The sequence below is a fragment of the Amycolatopsis sp. cmx-8-4 genome (genome assembly GCF_046548675.1).
Classification (GTDB): domain Bacteria; phylum Actinomycetota; class Actinomycetes; order Mycobacteriales; family Pseudonocardiaceae; genus Amycolatopsis.
Map to the genome: position 1 here is coordinate 28,154 of NZ_JAEBDZ010000032.1, position 24,704 is coordinate 52,857.

Below are 24,704 nucleotides of genomic sequence, written 5' to 3' on the forward strand. Positions count from 1 at the left end.
ATGGACAACGAACAGAAGCTCCGGAGCTACCTCAAGCGGGCCAGCGCGGACCTCGTGCGCACCCAGCAGAGGCTGGAGGAGCTGGAGACCCGCGCGGTCGAACCGATCGCGATCGTCGGGATGAGCTGCCGCTATCCCGGCGGGGTCACCAGCCCCGAAGACCTCTGGGAGCTGGTCGGCTCCGGGCGCGACGGCGTCACCGGGCTGCCCGCCGACCGCGGCTGGGACCTCGGCGCGCTCGCCGAGGCCGGCGGCGAGGCGGCGATGTCCGGCGGGTTCCTGCTCGACGCCGCCGAGTTCGACGCCGGGTTCTTCGGCATCTCGCCGCGCGAGGCGGCCGAAATGGACCCGCAGCAACGGATCCTGCTCGAGACGACGTGGGAGGCGATCGAGCGCGCCGGCATCGCGCCGTCGTCGCTCAAGGGCACCCGGACCGGCGTGTTCGTCGGCGCGATGGCCCAGGAGTACCTGACCGGCGCCGCCGGGCCGTCCGAGGGCTTCCTGCTGACCGGCAACACGAACAGCGTCCTGTCCGGCCGCCTTTCCTACGTGCTGGGCCTGGTCGGCCCGGCCGTCTCCGTCGACACGGCGTGCTCGTCTTCGCTCGTCGCGCTGCACCTGGCCGCGCAGTCGCTGCGGTCGGGGGAGTCGACGCTCGCCGTCGCGGGTGGCGTGACGGTGATGTCCGCCCCGACCACGTTCGTCGAGTTCAGCCGCCAGGGCGGGCTGTCCCCGGACGGCCGCTGCCACTCGTTCGCGGACTCGGCCGCCGGCACCGGCTGGGCCGAGGGCTCGGGTGTGCTCGTCCTCGAACGCCTGTCGGACGCCCGCCGCAACGGCCACCCCGTGCTCGCGGTCGTCCGCGGCAGCGCCGTCAACCAGGACGGCGCCACCAACGGCCTGACCGCCCCCAACGGCCCGTCCCAGCAGCGGGTGATCCGTGAGGCGCTGAAGAGCTCCCGGCTTTCACCGAGCCAGGTCGACGTCGTCGAGGCGCACGGCACCGGCACTCGGCTGGGCGACCCCGTCGAGGCCCAGGCCCTGATGGCGACCTACGGGCAGGACCGCGAACGCGCACTGCTGCTCGGGTCGATCAAGTCCAACATCAGCCACACCCAGGCCGCCGCCGGGGTCGCCGGCGTGATCAAGATGGTCCTGGCCATGCGCCATGGCGTCGTCCCGCCCACGCTGCACGTCGACGCCCCGTCGTCCCATGTGGACTGGCGCGCGGGCCGCGTCGACCTGGTCACCGAGGCCACCGAATGGCCGGAGACCGGCGAGCCCCGCCGCGCGGGTGTGTCGTCCTTCGGGCTCAGCGGCACCAACGCGCACGCGATCATCGAGCAGGCCCCGGCCGAGGACGCCGAGCCGCGTGACGTCGTCGCGCGGCCGGTGCCTTTCCTGATTTCCGGCAAGACCGACGAGGCCCTGCGCGAGCAGGCCGGGCGGCTCGCGCGGCAGCTGACGGACGGCGACGCGCCGCTCGCCGACGTCGCGTTCTCCCTGGCCACCGCGCGGACGCCGTTCGAGCGTCGCGCTGCTGTCGTCGGTGTCGATCGCGATGCCGTGGCGGATGCCTTGCGGGCGCTCGCCGCGGGGGAGTCCGGAGTCGTCGGCTCGCCGCGTGCGCGGGCCAAGACCGCGTTCCTGTTCACCGGCCAGGGTTCGCAGCACCTGGGCATGGGGCGCGAACTGTACACCGCGCACCCGGCGTTCGCCGCCGCCTTCGACGAGGTCCTGGACCGGCTCGAGCCCGGACTCCGGGACGTCGTTTGGGGCACCGACGCCGGTACGCTCGCCGACACCGGCTGGGCGCAGCCGGCGATCTTCGCCGTCGAGGTCGCGCTCTTCCGCCTGCTGGAGTCGTGGGGGGTCCGCGCCGACCTGCTCGCCGGGCACTCGGCGGGCGAGATCGCCGCTGCCCACTGCGCCGGCGTGCTGTCCCTCGACGACGCCTGTGCCCTGGTGTCCGCGCGCGCCCGGCTGATGCGCGACCTGCCCGCCGGCGGCGCGATGGTCGCCGTCCGGGCCACCGAGGACGAAGTCCGCGCCGAGCTGGTCGACGGTGTGGGTATCGCCGCCGTCAACGGCCCTCGCGCAGTTGTCTTGTCCGGTACCGAAGACGCCGTGCTGGCCGTCGCTGCCCGCTTCGAGCGGACGACGCGGCTGCGCGCGTCCCACGCGTTCCACTCGCACCTGATGGACCCGATGCTGCCCGCGTTCCGCGAGGTGGTCGCCGGGCTGACCTTCGCCGAACCGGCACGTGCGCTGATCGTCGCCGGTGAGGTGACCGACCCGGAGTACTGGGTGCGCCACGTCCGCGAGACCGTCCGCTTCGGCGACGTCCTCACCCGCCTCGCCGACGCCGGGGCCAACCGGTTCGTCGAGGTCGGGCCGGAAGCCGCGCTGACGCCGCTGGTCGACGTCCCGGACGCACTCGCCGTGCCGGTGCTGCGCAAGGACCGCGACGAACTCACGTCTTCGGCCGAGGCCCTCGCCCGGCTGCACGGCGACGGCGTCGCGATCGACTGGGCGGCGTTCTTCGCCGGGACCGGCGCCGCGTGGACCGAGCTGCCCACCTACGCCTTCCAGCGCCTGCGGTTCTGGCCGCGCGACACCGGCCGCGGCCGCGGCGACCTGCGGTCCGCGGGCCTGCGCAGTGTCGACCACCCGCTGCTCGGCACCGCCGTCGAGGTCGCCGACGCCCGCGGCCTGCTGCTGACCGGCCGGCTGTCGGCCGGCACCCACGCCTGGCTCGCCGACCACCGCGTCGGCGGCGCGGTCGTCGTGCCCGGCACGGCGCTGCTGGAACTGGCCGTCCGCGCCGGCGCCGAGACCGGCTGCCCGGACGTCGAAGAGCTGACCCTCACCCGGCCGCTGGTGCTGGGTGCGGACGAGCGCGTCGTCGTCCAGGTGTGGGTCGGCGCCCCGGACGACGACGGCCGCCGCGCGGTGGCCGTCCACTCGCGTCCGGACGGCGAAGTCAGCGGCAACTGGACGTCCCACGCGGTCGGCCGGCTGACCGCCGTCACCCGGGAAATCGTGATCCCGGAAGCGGCCTGGCCGCCCGCGGACGCCACCCCCGTCGAGCTGGCCGGGTTCTACGACGGCATCGACGACGGCCGGGAGTACGGCCCGGCGTTCCGCGGCCTGCGTGCCGCCTGGCGTCGCGGCGACGACGTCTTCGCCGAGGTCGCGCTGCCCGACGACGTCGAAGCCGAGACGTTCGACCTGCACCCGGCGCTGTTCGACGCGGCCCTGCACGCCACGGCGTTCCTCGCCGGTGACGGCGGCCTGCCGTTCTCGTGGCGGGACGTCGCCGTGCGCGCGGTCGGCGCGACGGTGCTGCGGGCCGAGCTGCGCAAGACCGGTGACGACTCACTGTCCCTCGTCCTGTCGACGCCCGAAGGCGACCTGGTGGCGGTGGCCGGCGGCCTGTCCGTGCGGCCGATCGCTGCCGAATCCTTCGCCGCCGGCACCGGCGGCGGCCTCTACCGGGTCGACTGGACCGAGCCGGTCACCGGGATCACCGACCCGGCCGACGCCGACGTCGTCCCCCTCGACGTTCCGGCGGGGGAGACCCCGGCGGCGGCACGCGACCTCGCCGCGCACGCCCTCGGCCTGCTGCAGGCGCGCGTCGAAGCGGCTGATGACCGACGGCTGGCCCTGGTCATCCCGGCCGGTGTGCCCGCCGCGGCGACCGTGCGCGGGCTCGTCCTGGCCGCCCAGCAGGAACACCCCGGCCGCTTCGTCCTGATCGAAACCGACGAGCAGCCGGCGTCCGCCGACGCCGTCACGACCGCGCTGTCGACCGGCGAGCCGCGCGCCCTGATCCGCGCCGGGCGCGTGCTCGTGCCCCGGCTGGTGCGGGCCGTGCCCGCCGAGCCGCGCGGCTGGGACGCCGGCGGCACCGTCCTGATCACCGGCGGTACCGGGGGACTGGGCCGGATCATCGCCCGGCACCTCGTGCGCGAGCACGGCGTCCGGCACCTGGTCCTCGCGAGCCGCCGCGGTGTCGCGCCCGACGACCTCCTCACCGAGCTGGCCGGTCAGGGCGCCGACGTCAGCGTCGTCGCCTGCGACGCGAGCGACCGCGCCGCGCTGGCCGCGCTGCTCGCGGACATCCCGGCCGCCCACCCGCTGACCGCCGTCGTGCACGCGGCCGGCGTCCTCGACGACGGCCTGCTCGGCACCCTCGACGCGGCGAAGCTCGCCACCGTGCTGGCGCCCAAGGCCGACGCGGCCTGGAACCTGCACGAGCTGACCCGCGACCACGACCTGACCGCGTTCGTCCTGTTCTCCTCCCTGGCCGGCACGCTCGGCGCGGCCGGGCAGGCCAACTACGCCGCCGGCAACGCCTTCCTCGACACGCTCGCCCAGGTGCGCCGCGACGCCGGCCTGCCCGCGGTGTCCCTCGCGTGGGGGCCGTGGGCGGGTGAAGCCGGGATGGCCGGCGACGGCACCCTGCGCCGGTTCGCCCGGATGGGCATTCCCGCGCTCACCGAGGCCGAAGGTGTCGCGCTCTTCGACGCCGCTCTCGCGGCCGACGAGCCCGTCGTCGTCCCGGTCCGCTTCGACCTGCCGGTGCTGAGCGCCCGGCCGGAGCCACCCGCCGTGCTGCGGTCGCTCGTCGGCGGCGGCCGCAGGGCCGTGCGGACCGCGGGCGGCGCGGGCCGGCTGGCGCACCAGCTGTCCACATTGGACGACGCCGCGCGCGCGGCGCGGGTTGCCGACCTGGTCCGCCGTGAGGTCGCCGGGGTGCTCGGGCACGCCGGGGCCGCGGCCGTCGACCCGGAGCGGTCCTTTTCCGAACTCGGCTTCGACTCCCTCACCGCCGTCGAGCTGCGCAACCGCCTCGACGCCGCGACCGGGCTGCGCCTGCCCGCCACGACGGCGTTCGACCACCCGACACCCGCCGCGCTGGCCGCCCACATCCTGGCCGAGCTGCTCGGCGACGACGCCCGCGGCCCGGTCGTCACCCGGACCGTCGCGGCCGACGACGACCCGATCGCCATCGTCGGCATGAGCTGCCGCTTCCCGGGCGGGATCGCCTCGCCGGAGGACCTGTGGGCGGCGGTGGCCGAGGGCCGCGACACGACGTCGACGTTCCCGGTCAACCGCGGCTGGGACCTGGGCGCGCTGTACGACCCGGACCCCGACCACAAGGGCACCTCCTACACCCGCGAAGGCGGCTTCCTGCACAACGCCGGTGAGTTCGACCCGGCGTTCTTCGGGATGAGCCCGCGCGAAGCCGAAGCCACCGACCCGCAGCAGCGCCTGCTGCTGGAGGTCTCGTGGGAGGCGATCGAACGCGCCGGGATCGACCCGCGACGCCTACGCGGCAGCTCCACCGGCGTGTTCGCCGGCGTGATGTACAACGACTACGGCCTCGTCATGGCCGGCGGCGACTTCGAAGGCTTCCAGGGCAGCGGCACGGCGTCGAGCGTCGTGTCCGGCCGGGTCGCCTACTCGCTCGGCCTCGAAGGCCCGGCCGTCACGATCGACACGGCCTGCTCGTCGTCGCTCGTGGCGATGCACTGGGCGATGCATGCCCTGCGCTCCGGCGACTGCACCCTCGCTCTGGCCGGCGGCGTCACCGTGATGTCCACTCCGAACTCGTTCGTCGAGTTCTCCCGCCAGCGCGGCCTGTCGCCCGACGGCCGCTGCAAGTCCTATTCGGACGAAGCCGACGGCGTCGGCTGGTCCGAAGGCGCAGGCGTGCTCGTGCTCGAACGCCTCTCCGACGCCCGCCGCCACGGCCACCGCGTGCTGGGCCTGGTCCGCGGCTCGGCCGTCAACCAGGACGGCGCGTCCAACGGCCTCACCGCGCCGAACGGCCCGTCGCAGCAGCGCGTGATCCGCGCCGCGCTGGCCGGTGCCGGACTGTCCACTTCGGACGTCGACGTCGTCGAGGGACACGGCACCGGCACGACCCTGGGCGACCCGATCGAGGCGCAGGCGCTGCTCGCGACGTACGGCCAAGACCGGGAAACCCCGTTGCTGCTGGGTTCGGTGAAGTCGAACATCGGGCACACGCAGGCCGCCGCGGGTGTCGCCGGCGTGATCAAGCTGATCATGGCGATGCGGCACGGCACGGTGCCCCAGTCGCTGCACGCGGCCGCGCCGTCGTCCCATGTGGACTGGAGCGCGGGCGCGGTGTCGCTGCTCGCCGAGCCGTCGCCGTGGCCGGAGACCGGGCGCGCCCGGCGTGGCGCGGTGTCGTCGTTCGGCATCAGCGGGACCAACGCGCACGTCGTCCTCGAAGCGGCTCCTTTCGTCGAGGCCTCGCCGGTCGTATCCCCGGTGGACGCCGTGGCCGCGCCGCTGCTGCTGTCCGCGCGGACCGCCGGTGGGCTGCGTGAGCAGGCCGCGAACGTGGCGTCGATCGACGCCGGTCGGCTGGACCTCGCGTGGTCCCTGGCCACCACGCGCACCGCGTTCGAGCACCGGGCCGTGGTGCTCGGCGACGACGTCTCGTCGTCGCTGGCCGCACTCGCCGCCGGGAACTCGGCGTCCGGTTTGGTCACCGGGGTTGCCGCCGCCGGCGGCCTCGCGTTCGTCTTCCCCGGTCAGGGCGCCCAGCGCCTGGGCATGGGGCGTGAGCTGGCTTCGCGGTTCCCCGTGTTCGCCGACGTGTTCGCCGACGTCCTCGACCGGTGCGAGCCGGGCCTGCGGGACGTGGTGTGGGGCGACGACCCGGTCGCTTTGGAACGAACCGGGACCGCGCAGCCCGCGTTGTTCGCCTTCGGCGTGGCGGCGTTCCGGCTGCTGGAGTCGTGGGGCGTCCGGCCGGATCTCGTGGCCGGGCACTCGATCGGCGAGATCGCGGCGGCGCACGTCTCGGGCGTGCTGTCGCTGGACGACGCGTGCGCGCTGGTGTCCGCGCGGGCCCGGCTGATGCAGGCCCTGCCCGCCGGCGGCGCGATGGTGTCGGTGCAGGCGTCCGAAGAGGACGTTCGCGCAGGCCTGACCGACGGCGTCGACATCGCGGCGATCAACGGCCCGGACTCCGTGGTGCTCTCGGGCGTCGAGGACGTCGTGCTGGCCGTCGCCGCGCGCTTCGAGCGGACGAAGCGGCTGCAGGTGTCGCACGCGTTCCACTCGCACCTGATGGACCCGATGCTGGCGGAGTTCGGCGAGGTCGTGCGGGGGCTGGACTTCGCCGAGCCGTCACTGACGTTCGTGGCCCAGGGCGACGTCCGGTCGCCGGGGTACTGGGTCGAGCACGTGCGCGCGACGGTCCGGTTCGCCGAGACGATCGCGCGTTCGGCTGCCGCCACGTTCCTGGAACTCGGGCCGGGCGCGGTGCTGTCGGCCATGATCGACCAGCCGGGCGCGATCCCGTTGCTGCGCAAGGACTGTCCGGAGGTGGAGTCCGCCGTCACGGCCCTGGCGGTGCTGCACACGCGCGGCTGCACGGTGGACTGGCCGGCCTACCTCGGCCGCGCGGGCGCGCCGGTCGAGCTGCCGACCTACCCGTTCCAGCGCGAGCACTACTGGGCTGCCGCCACCCCGGCGCGGCCGGTGGCCGCCACCGCGGACGGCCCCCTGTGGGAAGCGATCGGCCGCGGCGACCCGACGGAACTGGCCGGCCTGCTCAACTTGGGCGACGACCAGCAGGAATCCCTGACCACGCTGCTCCCGGCCCTGTCCGGCTGGCGCGACCGCCGGGCGGCGGAGGAGAAGGCGAAGTCCTGGCGCTACCGCACGGAGTGGCACCCGTTCCGCACCGCGGAGAACCCGGCCCTGCCGGGAACGTGGCTGCTGGTGACGTCGACCGCCGACGAAGGCACGGAGGTCGAGGCAGCCCTCACCACCCACGGCGCGACGATCAAGCGCGTGGTTCTGTCGGCTCTGGACGCTCCGAAGTCCGTGAATGGCACATCCACGGACTCTGAGTCCCTCGATGTGCCATTCACGGACTTGGGCGAGCGTGCGCGACTGGCCGCGGCGCTTGCCTCGGCTGGGCCGGTTGACGGTGTCCTTCACCTGCCCGCCGCCGGGGATGGCGGGTTGCGGGATCTGCTCACCCTCGTTCAGGCCCTTGGCGACGCCGACCTCGGCCTTCGCCTGTGGACGCTCACCTCCGGTGCCGTCGTCACCGCGGGGGAAGGGGCGCCCGATCCCGTCGCCGCGCGGGTGTGGGGGCTGGGGCGGACCGCCGCGCTCGAACAGCCCGCGCTGTGGGGCGGGCTGATCGACCTGCCCGCCACCCTCGATCCCGCCGCCGGGCGACGGCTCGCCGCCGTGCTCGCCGGATCCGGTGGGGAAGACCAGGTCGCGATCCGGGCCCAGGGGGCCTTCGGGCGGCGGATCGGGCGGTACCTGCCCGCCGAATCCACCGGGCGCTTCCGCGCTTCCGGGACCGTGCTCGTCACCGGCGGCACCGGTGCGCTCGGCGCGTCCGTCGCGCGGTGGCTCGCCGCCGCCGGGGCCGAGCACCTGGTGCTCGTCAGCCGTCGCGGCCCAGCAGCGCCCGGCGCCGCCGAACTCGAAGCCGAACTCACCGAGGCCGGTGCCCGGGTGACGATCGCCGCCTGCGACATCGCCGATCGCGCCGCCGTCGAGGAGCTGCTCGACGGCCTGCAGCTCACCGGGGTCGTGCACACGGCGGGCATCGCGCAGGCGATGGATCCGATCCACGGCGCCGACTTCGCCGAGTACACCCGCGTCATGGCCGCCAAGACCGAGGGCGCCGCGCACCTCGACGTCCTCCTCGCCGGGCACGACCTCGACTTCTTCCTGCTCTTCGGGTCCGTCGCCGGCGTCTGGGGCAGTGGCGGCCAGGCCGCCTACGCCGCCGGCAACGCCTACCTCGACGCGCTCGCCGAAGCCCGCCGGGCCCACGGCCGCAAGGCGACGTCGATCGCCTGGGGTGCCTGGGCCGAGGAAGGCATGGCCACCGACGAGCACGTCGCCGGCCAGCTGAGCCGCCGCGGCCTCGGCTTCCTGCCGACCGCGCCCGCGCTCGCTGAGCTGGAACGCGCGCTGCTGCGCGACGACACGGCCGTCGTCGTCGCCGACATCACCTGGGACACCTTCCTGCCGGTGTTCACCGCCACCCGCGCCAGCCGGCTGTTCGACGAACTCGTCGAGAGCAAGCCCGAGCCCGTCGCGGCCGCCGCCGTGACCGCCTTCGCGGCGCGCTTCGCCGGGATGTCCGAGACCGAACGCGACCGCGCGCTGCTGGACCTGGTGCGCGTCGAAGCCGCCGAAGTGCTGGGCCACGTCACGGCCGACGCCATCGACGAGGACCGCGCCTTCCGCGACCTCGGCTTCGACTCGCTGACCGCCGTCGAGTTCCGCCGCCGTCTCGTCGACGCCACCGGTCTGTCCCTGCCCGCGACGCTGGTCTTCGACTACCCGACCCCGCTCGCGCTCGTCGCGTTCCTGCGCGAGGAGATCGACGGCCCGGCCGTCGGCGACGTCGTCGTCACGCCGGGTGCGGTCGACGAGCCCATCGCCATCGTCGGCATGGGCTGCCGGTTCCCCGGCGGCGTCGGCTCGCCGGAAGACCTCTGGAACGTCGTCGCCGGCGGTGTGGACGCGATCTCGTCGTTCCCCGCCGACCGCGGCTGGGACATCGCGGGCCTGTTCGACCCGGACCCGGACCGCGGCGGCAAGACCTACTCGACGCTCGGCGGGTTCCTGGAGGACGCCGCCGAGTTCGACGCCGGGTTCTTCGGGATCTCCCCGCGTGAAGCCATGTCCATGGACCCGCAGCAGCGGTTCCTGCTCGAAGTCTCGTGGGAGGCCCTGGAACGCGCCGGCGTCGACCCAGCATCGGTGCGGGGGAGCCGGACCGGCGTCTTCATCGGCTCCAGCTTCCAGGACTACGGCACCTCGACCGGCGAAGGTTCCGAGGGCCACCTCGTCACCGGCACCATCCCGAGTGTCCTTTCCGGACGGTTGTCGTACCTGTTCGGCTTCGAGGGCCCGTCGGTCACCGTCGACACGGCGTGTTCGTCGTCGATCGTCGCGCTGCACCTGGCCTGCCAGTCCCTGCGCGCCGGGGAAAGCTCCCTCGCCCTGGCCGGTGGCGCGACGATCATGGCGTCGCCCGACCCGTTCGTCGCGTTCAGCCGCCAGCGCGCGCTGGCCGCCGACGGCCGCTGTAAGGCGTTCTCCGAAGCCGGCGACGGCATGAGCCTCGCCGAAGGTGTCGGCATCCTCGTGCTGGAACGGCTGTCCGACGCCCGCCGCCACGGCCACCAGGTCCTCGCCGTCGTGCGCGGCACCGCGGTCAACTCCGACGGCGCGTCCAACGGCCTCACCGCGCCCAACGGCCCCTCGCAGCAGCGCGTCATCCGCCAGGCCCTGGCCAACGCCGGGCTCGCCGCGGCCGAGGTCGACGCGCTCGACGCGCACGGCACCGGCACCGCGCTCGGCGACCCGATCGAGGTCCAGGCGCTGCAGGCGACCTACGGCCGCGACCGCGAACGGCCGCTGCTGATCGGCTCGGTGAAGTCCAACATCGGGCACACGCAGTCCGCCGCCGGTGTGGCCAGCTTGATCAAGATGGTGCACGCCATGCGCCACGGCGTACTGCCGCGCACCCTGCACGTCGATCAGCCGTCCACGAAGATCGACTGGTCGGCCGGCGCGGTCCAGCTGCTGCACGAACAGGCCGAGTGGCCGGAGACCGGACGGCCGCGCCGGGCCGGCGTCTCGTCGTTCGGCATCAGCGGCACCAACGCCCACGCGATCATCGAAGCCCCAGCGCCGGAAGACGTCCCGGCCGAGCCCGAAGCCGCGTCCGGACCGGTCGTCTGGCCGCTGTCTGCCCGCACCGCGCCCGCCCTGCAGGCCCAGGCCTTGCGGCTGCTGCAGCACCTCGACGAGCACCCCGCGGCGCGGCCGGTCGACGTCGGCTGGTCGCTCTCCGGCACGCGGTCGGTGTTCGAGCAGCGCGCGGTCGTCGTCGGCGAAGACCCGCTGGACCTGCGCCGCGGCCTCGCCGCCCTGGCCGGGAACGCGGCTGACTCGGCGCTCGTGCGCGGGGTCGCCAAGCGCACCGCCGCACCCGTGTTCGTCTTCCCCGGCCAGGACTCGCAGTGGCCGGGCATGGCCCGCGAGCTGCTGGCGTCGTCGCCGGTGTTCGCCGGCCGGATGGCCGAGTGCGCCGCCGCGCTCGCGGAGTTCACCGACTGGTCGCTGCCGGACGTGCTGCGCGACGACGAAGCCCTGGAACGGGTCGACGTGATCCAGCCGGTGCTGTGGGCCGTGATGGTGTCGCTCGCGAGCCTGTGGAGCGAACACGGTGTCGAGCCGGTCGCGGTGATCGGGCACTCCCAGGGGGAGATCGCCGCAGCCTGCGTGGCCGGGGCCCTGACGCTGCAGGACGGCGCTCGGATCGTGGCGCTGCGGTCGCGGCTGATCGCCGAGCGGCTTTCCGGCCGTGGGGCGATGTTGTCGGTCGTCGCGGCCGCGGACGACGTCCGCGAGCTGATCGCCGAGCTGGCCGACCGGATCGCCGTCGCGGCGGTCAACGGGCCGCGTTCGGTGACCGTGTCCGGCGACCCGGACGCGCTGGCCGTGCTGGAACGGCGGCTCGCCAAGGCGGGCCTGATGCGCTGGCGGCTGGACGGCGTCGACTTCGCCGCGCACTCGCCGCAGGTGGACGCGATCGCGGGTGAACTCGCCGAGCTGCTGGCGCCGGTGGCTCCGCGCGAGACCGGCGTCCGGTTCTACTCGACGGTGACCGGCGGGCTCGTCGAGCCGACCGAGCTGACCGGCGACTACTGGTGCCGCAACCTGCGGGGGACCGTCGAGTTCGGCGCCGCGCTGTCCGCGGCGGTCGCCGACGGTCACCCGGTGTTCGTCGAGTCGAGCCCGCACCCGGTGTTCACCATGGCCATCGGCGAACTGGCCGAAGCGGCCGGCGTGCCGGTCGCGGCGCTGGGCACCCTGCGCCGCGACGACGGCGGAGCCGACCGGTTCCTGAAGTCCCTGGCCGAGGCGCACACCCGCGGGGTGACGGTCGACTGGGCGGACACCCTGACCGGCGGCCGCCGCGCCGACCTGCCCACCTACGCGTTCCAGCACGAGCACTACTGGGCCATCGAAGAAGCGGCGTCGGCGGTGGCGGGCGCGCCGGCCGACGACGAGTTGTGGCAGGCGGTGGGCCGCGCCGACACCGGTGAGCTGACCCGTCTGCTGGACCTCGACGAGCACCAGCGAGGTGCCCTCGACGACCTGCTGCCGTCGCTGTCGGCCTGGCACGCCCGCCGCGACGAGGAGTCCACTGTGGACGCCTGGCGCTACCGCGTCGCCTGGCGACCGGCCCGCCCGGCCGGCGGCACCCTGTCCGGCACGTGGCTGGTCATCGGCACGGACGCCGGCGACGAGATCGCCGCCGCCCTGCGCGGCCACGGCGCCGAGGTGCGTGCGGTTGTCCTCGCCGACGACTCCGATCGCGAGGCCGTGACGACCGCGCTCGGGGACACCGGCGGCGTGACCGGCATCGTCTCGCTGCTCGCCGCCGACCACGCGCCGACCGAGCACCCCGGTCTCGGCCGCGGACTGCTGCGCACCCTCTCGCTCGTCCAAGCCGTCGCCGAGACGGACCCCGCGATCCCGATCTGGGCGCTGACCCGCGGCGCCGTCTCCACCGGGCCCGCCGACCCCGTCCGCGATCCGGCCCAGGCGCAGGTGCACGGCCTCGGCTGGTCCGCCGCCCTGGAGCACCCCGGACACTGGGCCGGGCTCATCGATCTCCCCGAAACCCTCGACGCCGCGGCTGCCCGGCGGCTTGCCGCGGTGCTGGCCGGGTCCGGCGATGAGGACCAGCTCGCCGTCCGGGCGTCCGGCGTGTTCGCGCGCCGGATCGTGCCCGCTCCCGTGGCCGGACGTCGTCCGGAACGGACCTGGCGCGCCTACGGCACCGCTATCGTCACCGGCGGTACCGGCACCCTCGGCCCGCACCTCGCCCGCTGGCTTGCCGGTGAGGGTGTCGAGCACGTCGTGCTGACCGGCCGCCGTGGCCCCGACGCGCCCGGTGCCGACGCGCTGGTGGCGGACCTTGGTTCGGCCGAAGTGGTCGCCCTCGACGTCACCGACCGCGACGCCGTCGCCGCGCTCGTCACCCGGCTCAAGGCCGAAGGCCGCCGCATCACCACCGTGGTGCACACCGCCGCGCACATCGCCCTCGCGCCGCTGACCGGCACGGACCCCACCGCCTTCGCCGAGGTCCTCGACGCCAAGGTCACCGGTGCGGCCAACCTCGACGCCGTCCTCGACGACCTGCTCGACGAGGGCGAACTCGAGCACTTCGTCATGTACTCCTCGACCGCCGGCGTCTGGGGCAGTGGCGACCACGGCGCCTACTCCGCGGCCAACGCCTACCTCGGCGCCCTGGCCGAGCAGCGGCGCGCCCGCGGGGTCCCGGCGACGACGATCGCCTGGGGCATCTGGGCCGACGACCGCGAGCTGGGCCGGGTCGACCCGGGCCGGATCCTGCGCAGTGGCCTGCAGTTCATGGAACCGCGCCTCGCGCTGGCCGGGCTGAAGCGCGCCCTCGAGGACGACGAGACGTCCCTGATGATCGCCGACCTCGACTGGGAGCGGTACTACCCGGTCTTCACGTCGGTGCGGCCCAGCCCGCTGTTCTCCGAGCTGCCCGCGGTCCGCAAGCTCGCCGAGGCCGCCCCGGAGACGGCCGACGTCGCCGCGTTCGCCGGCCGGGTTCGCGCCCTGCCCGCGGCGGCCGGACGCCGGCTCGTCGTCGACCTCGTCCGCGCCGAAGCCGCGACGGTGCTCGGCCACGCCGGCGGCGACGCCGTCGAGGCCGACCGCGCCTTCCGTGACCTGGGCTTCGACTCGCTCACCGCCGTCGACCTGCGCAACCGCCTCGAGGTCGTGACCGGCCTGAGCCTGCCCAGCACGGTCGTGTTCGACTACCCGAACGCCGACGCGCTCGCCGGGTTCATCCTGTCCACTCTGGACGGATCGGACACCGCCGAGACCGTCGTCACGCGGGCGATGACCGACGAGCCGATCGCCATCGTCGGCATGAGCTGCCGCTTCCCCGGTGGCGTCGCGTCGCCGGAAGCGTTGTGGGACCTCGTGCTCGGCGGCGGGGACGCGATCTCGTCGTTCCCGGCCGATCGCGGCTGGGACGCGGCCGGGCTGTTCGACCCCGACCCGGACCGCAGCGGCAAGACCTACTCGACGCTCGGCGGCTTCCTCGAAGGCGCCGCGGACTTCGACGCCGGCTTCTTCGGCATCTCGCCGCGCGAGGCGCTGTCGATGGACCCGCAGCAGCGGCTCCTGCTGGAAGTGTCCTGGGAGGCCCTCGAACGCGCCGGGGTCGACCCGGCGACCGTGCGGGGCAGCCGCACCGGCGTCTTCATCGGCTCCAGCTACCAGGATTACGGCTCCACCGTGCTCAACGCGGCCGAGGGCTCCGAAGGCCACATGATCACCGGCTCGGTGTCGAGTGTCCTGTCCGGCCGCGTCGCCTACCTGTTCGGTCTGGAAGGCCCGGCCGTCACGCTCGACACGGCCTGTTCGTCGTCGCTGGTCGCGTTGCACCTGGCCTGCCAGTCCCTGCGCACCGGCGAGAGCACGATGGCCCTCGCCGGTGGCGTCACCGTGATGGCGACGCCCGCGCCATGGATCGGCTTCAGCCGCCAGCGCGCGATGGCGCCCGACGGCCGCTGCAAGGCCTACTCCGACGAGGCCGACGGCATGAGCCTCGCCGAGGGCATCGGCCTGGTCCTCGTCGAGCGGCTGTCCGACGCCCAGCGCAACGGCCACGAGATCCTGGCCGTCGTCCGCGGCTCGGCGATGAACTCCGACGGCGCGTCCAACGGCATGACCGCGCCGAACGGGCCGTCCCAGCAGCGCGTGATCAAGCAGGCGCTGGCCAACTCGGGACTGGCTGCTTCGGACGTCGACGTCATCGAGGGTCACGGCACGGGCACCGCGCTCGGTGACCCGATCGAGGTCCAAGCCCTGCAGGCCACCTACGGCCGCGAGCGCGAACGCCCGCTGCTGCTCGGCTCGGTGAAGTCCAACATCGGCCACACGCAGATGGCGTCCGGCATCGCCGGCGTCCTCAAGATGGTCATGGCGATGCGTCACGGCGTGCTGCCGAAGACACTGCACGCCGGGACGCCGTCGTCGCACATCGACTGGTCCAGCGGGACCATCGCGCTTCTCGGCGAGCAGACCGACTGGCCCGAGACCGGTGCGCCGCGCCGTGCCGCCGTCTCGTCGTTCGGCCTGAGCGGCACCAACGTCCACACCGTGCTGGAACAGGCCCCCGCTGCTGAACTCGAGGAGACCGAAGCCGAGCCGAAGACCGTCGGGACCGTCCCGCTGGTCGTGTCGGCCCGGACGCCGGAAGCACTGCGCGCCCAGGCGGCCCGACTGCGCACCTGGCTGGCCGACCAGCCCGAGCCCGCGCTCGCCGACCTCGGCTTCTCGCTCGCCACGGCCCGTGCCGACCTGAGTCACCGCGCGGTCGTCTTGGCCGCCACACACGACGACGTCCTCGACGGGCTCGCCGCTGTCGCCGCTGATCAGCCCGCGGCGAGCGTGCTGCGCGGCACCACCGGCGGCCCCGGCACCGCGTTCCTGTTCACCGGCCAGGGCAGCCAGCGCCCGGGTGCCGGGCGTGAGCTGGCCGAGCGGTTCCCGGTCTTCGCCGAAGCCCTCGACGAGGTCGTCTCGCACCTGGACGCCGGGCTCGAACACCCGCTGCACGGCCTGCTGTTCGCCGAGCCGGGTACGCCGGAAGCCGCGCTGCTGGACGAAACCCGCTACGCCCAGCCCGCGTTGTTCGCGATCGAGGTCGCGCTCTTCCGGCTCCTGGAGTCGTGGGGCGTGCGCCCCGACCACGTCGCCGGCCACTCGGTCGGCGAGATCGCCGCGGCGCACGTCGCCGGCGTGTTCTCCCTGGCCGACGCCGCCACGCTGGTGCTCGCCCGCGGCCGCCTGATGCAGGCGCTGCCCTCCGGCGGCGCCATGGTGGCGATCCGCGAGGCCGAGGCCGACGTGCGAGCGTTGCTGCCCGAGGGCATCGACATCGCCGCGGTCAACGGGCCGCGTGCGACCGTCGTCGCCGGTCCCGAGGACGCCGTGCTCGCGTTCGCCGAGCAGTTCCCGAAGACCCGCCGGCTGACCGTGTCCCACGCCTTCCACTCGGCGGCGATGGACCCGATGCTGGACGAGTTCCGCGCGGCCGTGGCCGGGCTGACCTACGCCGCGCCGGACCTGTCGCTCGTCTCCGGCATCACCGGCGGCTTCGGCGACGCCGACCTGGTGTCCACTCCGGACTACTGGGTGCGTCACGCCCGCGAGGCCGTCCGCTTCGGCGACACCATCGGCACGCTGCACGAGGCCGGTGTCACCGCTTACGTCGAACTCGGACCCGACGGCGTCCTGTCGGCGATGGTTGGCGAGATCGTCACCGACGTCGCGGTGCGGCCCGTGCTGCGCCGCGACCGGCCGGAGGAGGAGACCGTCGCGGCGCTGCTCGGCGAGCTGCACGCGCACGGCGTCCGCCCCGACTGGGCCGCCTTCTACGCCGGCACCGGCGCCCGCCGGATCGACCTGCCCACCTACGCCTTCCAGCGCGCCCGCTACTGGCCGGAGCCCGCTCCGACGGAGGCCACGGCCGAAGCCGACACCGGCTTCTGGACGGCGCTCGAAGCCGCCGACGTCACCTCGTTGTCGACGACGCTCGACGTCGACCGTGACGCGCTCGGCACCGTGCTGCCCGCGCTCACCGCGTGGCGGCGCCAGGTCCGGACGGAGTCCGAGGCCGACGCGTGGCGCTACCGCGTCGTCTGGACGCCGGTCCGCACCGAGCCCGCGACCCCGCGCCGCGTGCTGGTCGTCGTGCCCGCCGAACCCGGTCCGTGGGCCGAGTCGGTCCTGTCCGCTGTGGACGGTGTCCGGTTCGAGGTCGGCGGCGAAGACCGCGAGACCCTGACCGCACGACTGTCTGAAATGGACACAGACGTCGTGCTCTCCCTGCTGGGAGAGACCGACCGTGCTCTCACCGTGGCGCAGGCGCTCGGTGACGCCGGAGTCGCCGCGCCGCTGTGGTGGGCGACCCGCGGCGCCGTCAGTGTCGGCGCCGCCGACCCCGCGGCGGACCCGCGTGGTGCGGCCCTGTGGGGCCTCGGCCGGGTGCTGGGGCTGGAGCAGCCGCAGCGCTGGGGCGGGCTCGTCGACCTGCCCGAAACCCTGGACACCCGCGCGGTCAACCGGCTCTTCGCCGTCCTGGCCGGGATCGGCGACGAGGACCAGGTCGCCGTCCGGCCTTCCGGCGTCTTCGCCCGTCGCCTCGCCACAGCCCCCATGACGACCGTCGAGGCCTACACCCCGCGCGGCACCGTCCTGATCACCGGTGGCACCGGCGGGCTCGGCGCGGAAGTCGCGCGCCGCTTCGCGACGGCCGGTGCCGGCCACCTGGTGCTCGTCAGCCGCAGCGGCGCGGACGCACCCGGCGCGGCCGACCTCGAAGCCGAACTCACCGCTGCCGGAGCGCGCGTGACGATCGCGGCTTGCGACGTCGCCGACCGCGACGCCTTGGCCGGGTTGATCGCGTCGCTTCCGACGGTGAACGCCGTCGTGCACACCGCCGGTGTCGTCGACGACGGCACCACGGATTCCCTGACCCCGGACCAGTTCGCGACGGTCTTCGGCCCGAAGTGCGTGGGCGCCGAGAACCTCGACGAGCTGACCGAGAACCTCGACGCCTTCGTGCTGTTCTCCTCGACCGCGGGCACGTTCGGCGCGGCCGGGCAGGGCAACTACGCCGCCGCCAACGCCTACCTCGACGCCCTCGCCGCCCGACGGCGGGCCGCGGGTCAGCCCGCGACGTCGATCGCCTGGGGTCCCTGGGCGGGCGCCGGCATGCTCGGCGGGGACGCCGGGGTGCGGGACCGCGTCGGCCGCGGCGGGCTCGCCCTGCTGCCGCCGGACCGCGCGATCGCGGCCATGCGCCGCACGATCGGCGCCGGTGACGCGGAAGTGGTCGTCGCCGACATCGACTTCACCCGGTTCATCCCGGCGTTCAGCATCGGCCGGCCGTTCCCGCTGCTGGCCGACCTGCCCGCGGCTAAGGCCGTGCTCAGCCAGGCCCGCGAGGCGGGGGAGCGCGGCGACCTGCGCACCACCCTCGCCGGGCTGCCCGACGCGGACCGCGAGAAGCACCTGCTGAGCCTGCTGCGCACGCAGGTCGCGATGGTCCTCGGGCACTCCGACGCCGGGGCCGTCGCACCGGACGCCGCGTTCGCCGACCTCGGCTTCGACTCGCTCACCGCAGTCGAACTCCGCAACGGCATCGGCGCGGCGACCGCGCTCGCGCTGCCGTCGTCGCTGGTCTTCGACCACCCGACCCCGCGCGCGCTGACCGCGTTCCTGCTCGGCGAACTGGTCGGCACCACCGAACTCACGACGACCACGGCGGCCACGCGGGCCGACGCGACCGACCCGGTCGTCATCGTCGGCATCGGCTGCCGCTTCCCCGGCGGCGTCACCTCGCCGCGCACCTTCTGGGACCTCCTGGACGGCGGCGGCGACGCGATCGGGCCGTTCCCCACCGACCGCGGCTGGGACCTCTCGACGATCAGCGCCGGCCAGGCCGGGTTCCTGCCCGACGCCGGGCACTTCGACGCCGGGTTCTTCGGCATCTCGCCGCGCGAGGCCCTCGCGATGGACCCGCAGCAGCGGCTGCTGCTGGAGACGTCGTGGGAGTCCCTGGAGCACGCCGGGATCGACCCGGCGACGCTGCGCGGCTCCGACACCGGCGTGTTCGTCGGCACCAACGGCCAGGACTACACCGGCCTGCTGCTCACCTCGGGCGCCGACGTCGCCGGGCACATGGCCACCGGCACGACGGCGAGCGTGCTGTCCGGCCGGCTGTCCTACACGCTCGGCCTGGAAGGCCCGGCCGTCACGGTCGACACGGCCTGCTCGTCGTCGCTGGTCGCGCTGCACTGGGCGGCGCAGTCGCTCGCCTCGGGCGAGTGCTCGCTGGCCCTGGTCGGCGGCGTCACGGTGATGACCAGCCCGTTCTCCTTCGTCGAGTTCGACGCCCAAGGCGGCCTCGCCGCCGACGGCCGCTGCAAGGCCTTCTCCGACGCTGCCGACGGCACCACCTGGTCCGAGGGCGCGGGCGTGCTGGTCGTCGAGCGGCTGTCCGACGCGCGCCGCCTCGGCCACGACGTCCTCGCCGTGGTGCGGGGTTCGGCGATGAACCAGGACGGCGCGTCCAACGGGCTCACCGCCCCGAACGGCCCGTCGCAGCAACGCGTGATCCGCCAGGCCCTGGCCAACGCCGGACTGGCTGCTGAGGACGTCGACGTCGTCGAGGCGCACGGCACCGGGACCACCTTGGGTGACCCGATCGAGGCCCAGGCGCTGCTGGCCACCTACGGCCGTGAGCGCGAGGAGCCGCTGCTGCTGGGTTCGGTGAAGTCGAACCTGGGCCACACCCAGGCCGCCGCCGGTGCCGCCGGCGTCATCAAGATGGTGCTGGCCCTGGGGCGCGGCACTGTCCCGAAGACGCTGCACGTCGGCGAGCCGTCGTCCCATGTGGACTGGTCCGCCGGCGCAGTCCGGCTCGTCACCGAGGCGACCGCGTGGCCCGAGACCGGCCGCCCGCGCCGCGCCGCCGTGTCGTCGTTCGGCGTCAGCGGCACCAACGCCCACGTGATCCTGGAGGCGCCGCCCGCTCGCGAGGAGGTCACTGGCACTCGCCCGGCGGTCGTGCCGTGGCCGGTGTCGGCCCGCTCGGCGGCCGCGCTCGACGCGCAGCTCGCCCTGCTGGCCGACGTCGATGCCGACGCGCTCGACGCCGGGTTCACCCTGGCCACCGGACGCGCCGCGCTCGACCACCGGGCCGTGCTGGCCGGCGGCCGGGTCGTGGCTCGCGGTGTCGCTCGTGAGCGCGTGAGCGCGTTCCTGTTCTCCGGCCAAGGCGCCCAGCGCCTCGGCATGGGCCGCGAGCTGTACGACCGGTTCCCGGTGTTCGCCGAGGCGTGGGACGAGGTCTGCGCCCACTTCGACGCCGGGCTGCCCGGCTCGCTGCGGGACGTCACCTGGGGCGACGACGCGGCCGAGCTGAACCACACCGGCTGGGCTCAGCCCGCGCTGTTCGCGGTCGAGGTCGCGCTGTTCCGGCTCCTGGAGTCGTGGGGGATCCGCCCCGACTTTGTCGCCGGGCACTCGATCGGCGAGATCGCCGCCGCCCACGTCGCCGGTGTGCTGTCCCTGGACGACGCGTGCACGCTCGTCGCGGCGCGTGGCCGGCTGATGCAGGCGCTGCCGACGGGCGGCGCGATGGTCGCCGTCCGCGCGGCCGAGGCGGATGTCCGGCTCACCGACGGCGTCGACCTCGCCGCCGTCAACGGGCCCGAGTCGATCGTGCTGTCCGGAGTCGAGGACGCCGTGCTCGCCGTCGCGGCGAACTTCGAGAGCAGCAAACGGCTTTCGGTCTCACACGCGTTCCACTCGCACCTGATGGAACCGATGCTCGACGAGTTCCGCACGGTCGTCGCGGGCCTGCGGTTCGCGGCGCCGTCGATCCCGGTCGTGACGTCCGGCGACGTGACCTCGCCGGAGTACTGGGTGCGGCACGTGCGCGACACCGTCCGGTTCGACGACACGCTGACCCGGCTCGCGGAGTCGGACGTCTCGCTGTACGTCGAGATCGGGCCGGACGCCGTCCTGACGCCGCTCGTCGCCGAGGCGGACGACCGCGTCGTCGTGTCGGTGCTCCGCCGCGGAAAGTCCGAAGAGGACAGTGCCGCGACCGCGCTCGGCACCCTGTTCACCGCCGGCATCGACCCGGACTGGGCGGTCTGGTTCGCCGGCACCGCCGCGCGACGGGCCGAACTGCCCACCTACGCGTTCCAGCGCCGTCGCTACTGGCCCGACGCGCCCGCCACGGCCGTGGCCGGGACCGCCGTCGACGCCGAGTTCTGGGCGTCGGTCGACCGCGCCGACGGCGCCGAGCTGGCGACCGCCCTGGACGTCGACCCGGCCGCACTCACCGCCGTACTGCCCGCCTTGGCCGAGTGGCGCCGCAAGCGCGACGTCGAATCCGCCGCCGACGAGCTGCGCTACCGGATCACCTGGCAGCCCGTCACCGTCGGCGCTGCTGACGCCGCCGACGTCGTGGTCATCAGCGGTCCGGACACTGCATGGGCCGCGACCCTCGCCGACGCCCTCGGTGCCGAGGTCCATCGCCCCGACGCCGACCTGACGCAGGTGCGGGCCACGCGGATCGTGTCCCTGCTCGACACCGTGGCCGACACCCGCGCGCTGCTGGCCGCGCTCGACGACGCCGGCCTCGACGCGCCGGTGTGGTGCGTGACCCGGGGCGCGGTCGCCGTGACCCCGGCCGAACGGATCGCTTCGCCGGAAACGGCCGCCCTGTGGGGCTTCGGCCGCGTCGCCGCGCTGCACGACCCGGTGCGCTGGGGCGGTCTCGTCGACGTCCCCGCCGAGCTGGACGCGCGGACCGCGGCCCGGCTGGCCGGCGTGCTCGCCGGCGACGAGGACCAGGTCGCCGTCCGGGCGGCCGGGGCCTACGGCCGCCGCCTGACCCGCGCGACAGCGACCGGTGAGCGCTGGGAGCCGTTCGGCACGGTGCTCGTCACCGGTGACGGCCCGGCCGCCGCGATCGCGGACCGGCTCGCCGAGCGGGACGGCGTCCACGTCGTCCGCGGCGCGACGGCCGACCCGGATGCCTTGCGCGACCTGCTCGCGCAGTTCCCGCCCGACGCCGTCGTCCACGGCGAGGGTCTCGCGGGTGCCCGGCACCTCGCGGACCTGCTGGACAGCAAGGAACTCGACGCGTTCGTGCTGCTCACCTCGATCGCCGGGGTGTGGGGCGTGCGCGGCCGCGGTGACGAAGCCGCCGAGGCCGCCGCGCTCGAAGCGTTCGCCCGGCAGCGCCGGGATCGCGGTGAAAAGGCGGCGGTCGTCGCGTTCTCGGCGTGGGAAGGCGCCGACGAGGACCTCGACCACCTGCGCGACAGCGGCCTGCCCGCGCTCGACCCGGCGACCGCCGTCACGGCGCTCACCACGGCCGTGCGCGCCGACGACGTCACCACCGTCGTGGCCGACGTCCGCTGGGAGCGGTTCGGCCCGGCGTTCACCGCGCGGCGCCCGAGCCCGCTGCTGGCGCAGCTCCACAGCCCGGCCGAGGCCGGCGAGCGGACCCACGGCCTGCGCGACCGGCTGCTCGCCCAGTCCGCGGGCGACCGGGCCGACGTCGTGCTGGACGTGGTGAAGACGGCCGTCGCCGAGGTGCTGCGGCACCCGGACACGACCGAGATCGACACCGACCGCGCGTTCTCCGCGCTGGGCTTCGACTCGCTCACCGCGATGGACCTCCGCAACGCGCTCAGCACCGAGACCGGCCTGCGGCTCCCGGCGACGCTGGTCTTCGACCGGCCGACCCCGCGCGAGCTGGCCGCGTTCCTGCTCGGCGAGCTGATCGGCGAGGCCGAAGTGGCGCAGGTGAGCGTGGCCGCCCCGGTCGCGGGCGATCCGATCGTCATCGTCGGCATGAGCTGCCGCTACCCCGGCGGGATCGGCTCGCCGGAAGAGCTCTGGCGGGCGATCGTCGACGAACGTGACGTCGTCGGCGGCTTCCCGGCCGACCGCGGCTGGGACCTGGCCACCCTGACCGGCGACGGCCCGGGCAGCAGCGCCGCCAAGGAAGGCGGCTTCCTGCACGACGCGGCCGAGTTCGACCCCGGCTTCTTCGGGATCGCGCCGCGCGAGGCCATCGTGATGGACCCGCAGCAGCGGTTCGTCCTCGAAGTGGCGTGGGAGGCGTTCGAACGCTCCGGCGTCGACGCGACCGCGTTGCGCGGCGGCGACACCGGCGTCTACATCGGCGGCGGTTCCGGCGACTACCGGCCGCCGACCGACACCGCGGGCCACCAGTCCACGGCCCAGGCCGGCAGCCTGCTGTCCGGCCGCGTCTCCTACACCTTCGGGCTGGAAGGCCCGTCGGTCACCGTCGACACCGCGTGCTCGTCTTCGCTGGTGGCGATGCACCTCGCCGCGCAGGCGCTGCGGGCGGGGGAGTGCTCGCTCGCCGTCGCCGGCGGCGTGATGATCATGTCCAGCCCGGCCGGGTTCGTCGAGTTCGGCGAGATGGGCGCGTTGTCGGCCGACGGGCGCTGCAAGGCGTTCGCCGACGCCGCCGACGGCACCGGCTGGTCCGAGGGCGTCGGGATGATCGTGCTGGAACGCGAATCCGACGCGCGGCGCAACGGGCACACGATCCTCGCCGTCGTGCGCGGCTCGGCCGTCAACTCCGACGGCGCGTCCAACGGCCTCACCGCGCCCAGCGGCCCGGCCCAGCAACGCGTGATCACCCGCGCCCTGGCCGTTTCCGGGCTCACGGCGTCCGAAGTGGACGCCGTGGAGGCGCACGGCACCGGGACCAAGCTCGGCGACCCGATCGAAGCGCAGGCCCTGCTGGCCACCTACGGCCGCGAGCGCGACCGGCCGCTGCTGCTCGGCTCGGTCAAGTCCAACATCGGGCACACCCAGGCCGCCGCCGGCGCCGCCGCGGTGATCAAGATGGTCCTCGCCATGCGGCACGGGCTGCTGCCCAGGACCCTGCACGTCGACCGGCCCTCGGAGCACGTCGACTGGTCGGCGGGCACGGTGTCGCTGCTGGCCGAGAGCACGCCGTGGCCGGCCACCGGCCGCCCGCGCCGCGCGGCGGTGTCGGCCTTCGGCGCCAGCGGCACCAACGCGCACCTCATCCTCGAACAGGCCCCGCCGACGCCGACGCGGGAGCCCGCCGACGCCGTGGCCGTGCCGGTCAAACTGTCGGCGCGGACGCCGGACGGCCTGCGGGCCCAGGCCCGCGCGCTGCGGGACCACCTCGCCGCGCGGCCGGAGCTGGCGTTGCCGGACGTCGCGTACTCCGCGGCGACCACCCGCGCGTGGCTCGAGTCGCGGGCCACCGTCGTGGCCGAGGACCGCGAGGAGCTGCTGACCGGGCTCGCCGCGATCACCGCCGGGACGACGTCGCCGCTGGTGCTCACGGGCCCGCAGACGGGCGGGAAGCTCGCGTTCCTGTTCTCCGGGCAGGGCTCCCAGCGTCCCGGTATGGGCCGCGACCTCTACGCGCGGTTCCCGGTGTTCGCCGAGGCGCTCGACGCCGTGTTCGCGCACCTGGACCTCGAACTGCCCGGCTCGCTGCGCGACGCGATGTTCGGCGACGACGCCGACCTGCTGGCCGAGACCCGGTGGGCGCAGCCCGCTGTGTTCGCGCTGGAAGTGGCGCTGTTCCGGCTCGTCGAGTCGTGGGGCGTGCGGCCCGACTACCTCGTCGGGCACTCGATCGGCGAGTTCGCCGCCGCGCACGTCGCCGGGGTGCTGTCCCTGGCCGACGCCTGCACGCTGATCGCCGCCCGCGGCCGGCTCATGCAGGAGCTGCCGCGCGGGGCGATGGTCTCGCTGCAGACCACCGAGGCCGAAGCCGAGCGCCTCGTCGCCGGGTACGGCGGCCGGCTGTCGATCGCGGCGGTCAACGGGACCGACGCGGTGGTCGTCTCCGGCGACCAGGACGCCGTGGCCGAAGTGGCCGAGGCCGTCGCGGCGGCGGGCGGAAAGACTAGACATTTGCGGGTCAGCCATGCGTTTCACTCGTCCCACATGGACGCGATGATGGACGACTTCGGGCGGGTCGCCGCGGGGGTGGTGTACGCCCC

The 24,704-nt window shown here is 74.6% G+C and carries 1 protein-coding gene (cut by a window edge); it reads left to right on the forward strand.

Going from position 1 to position 24,704, the window contains the following annotated elements:
* On the forward strand, nt 1-24,704 hold the 5' portion of the coding sequence (locus ACLJQZ_RS41125; RefSeq protein WP_410626303.1) for a type I polyketide synthase. Its footprint extends 2,422 nt past the window's final position; the window shows 24,704 of its 27,126 coding nt (coding positions 1-24,704); it begins with the start codon at nt 1-3; the stop codon falls past the right edge of the window.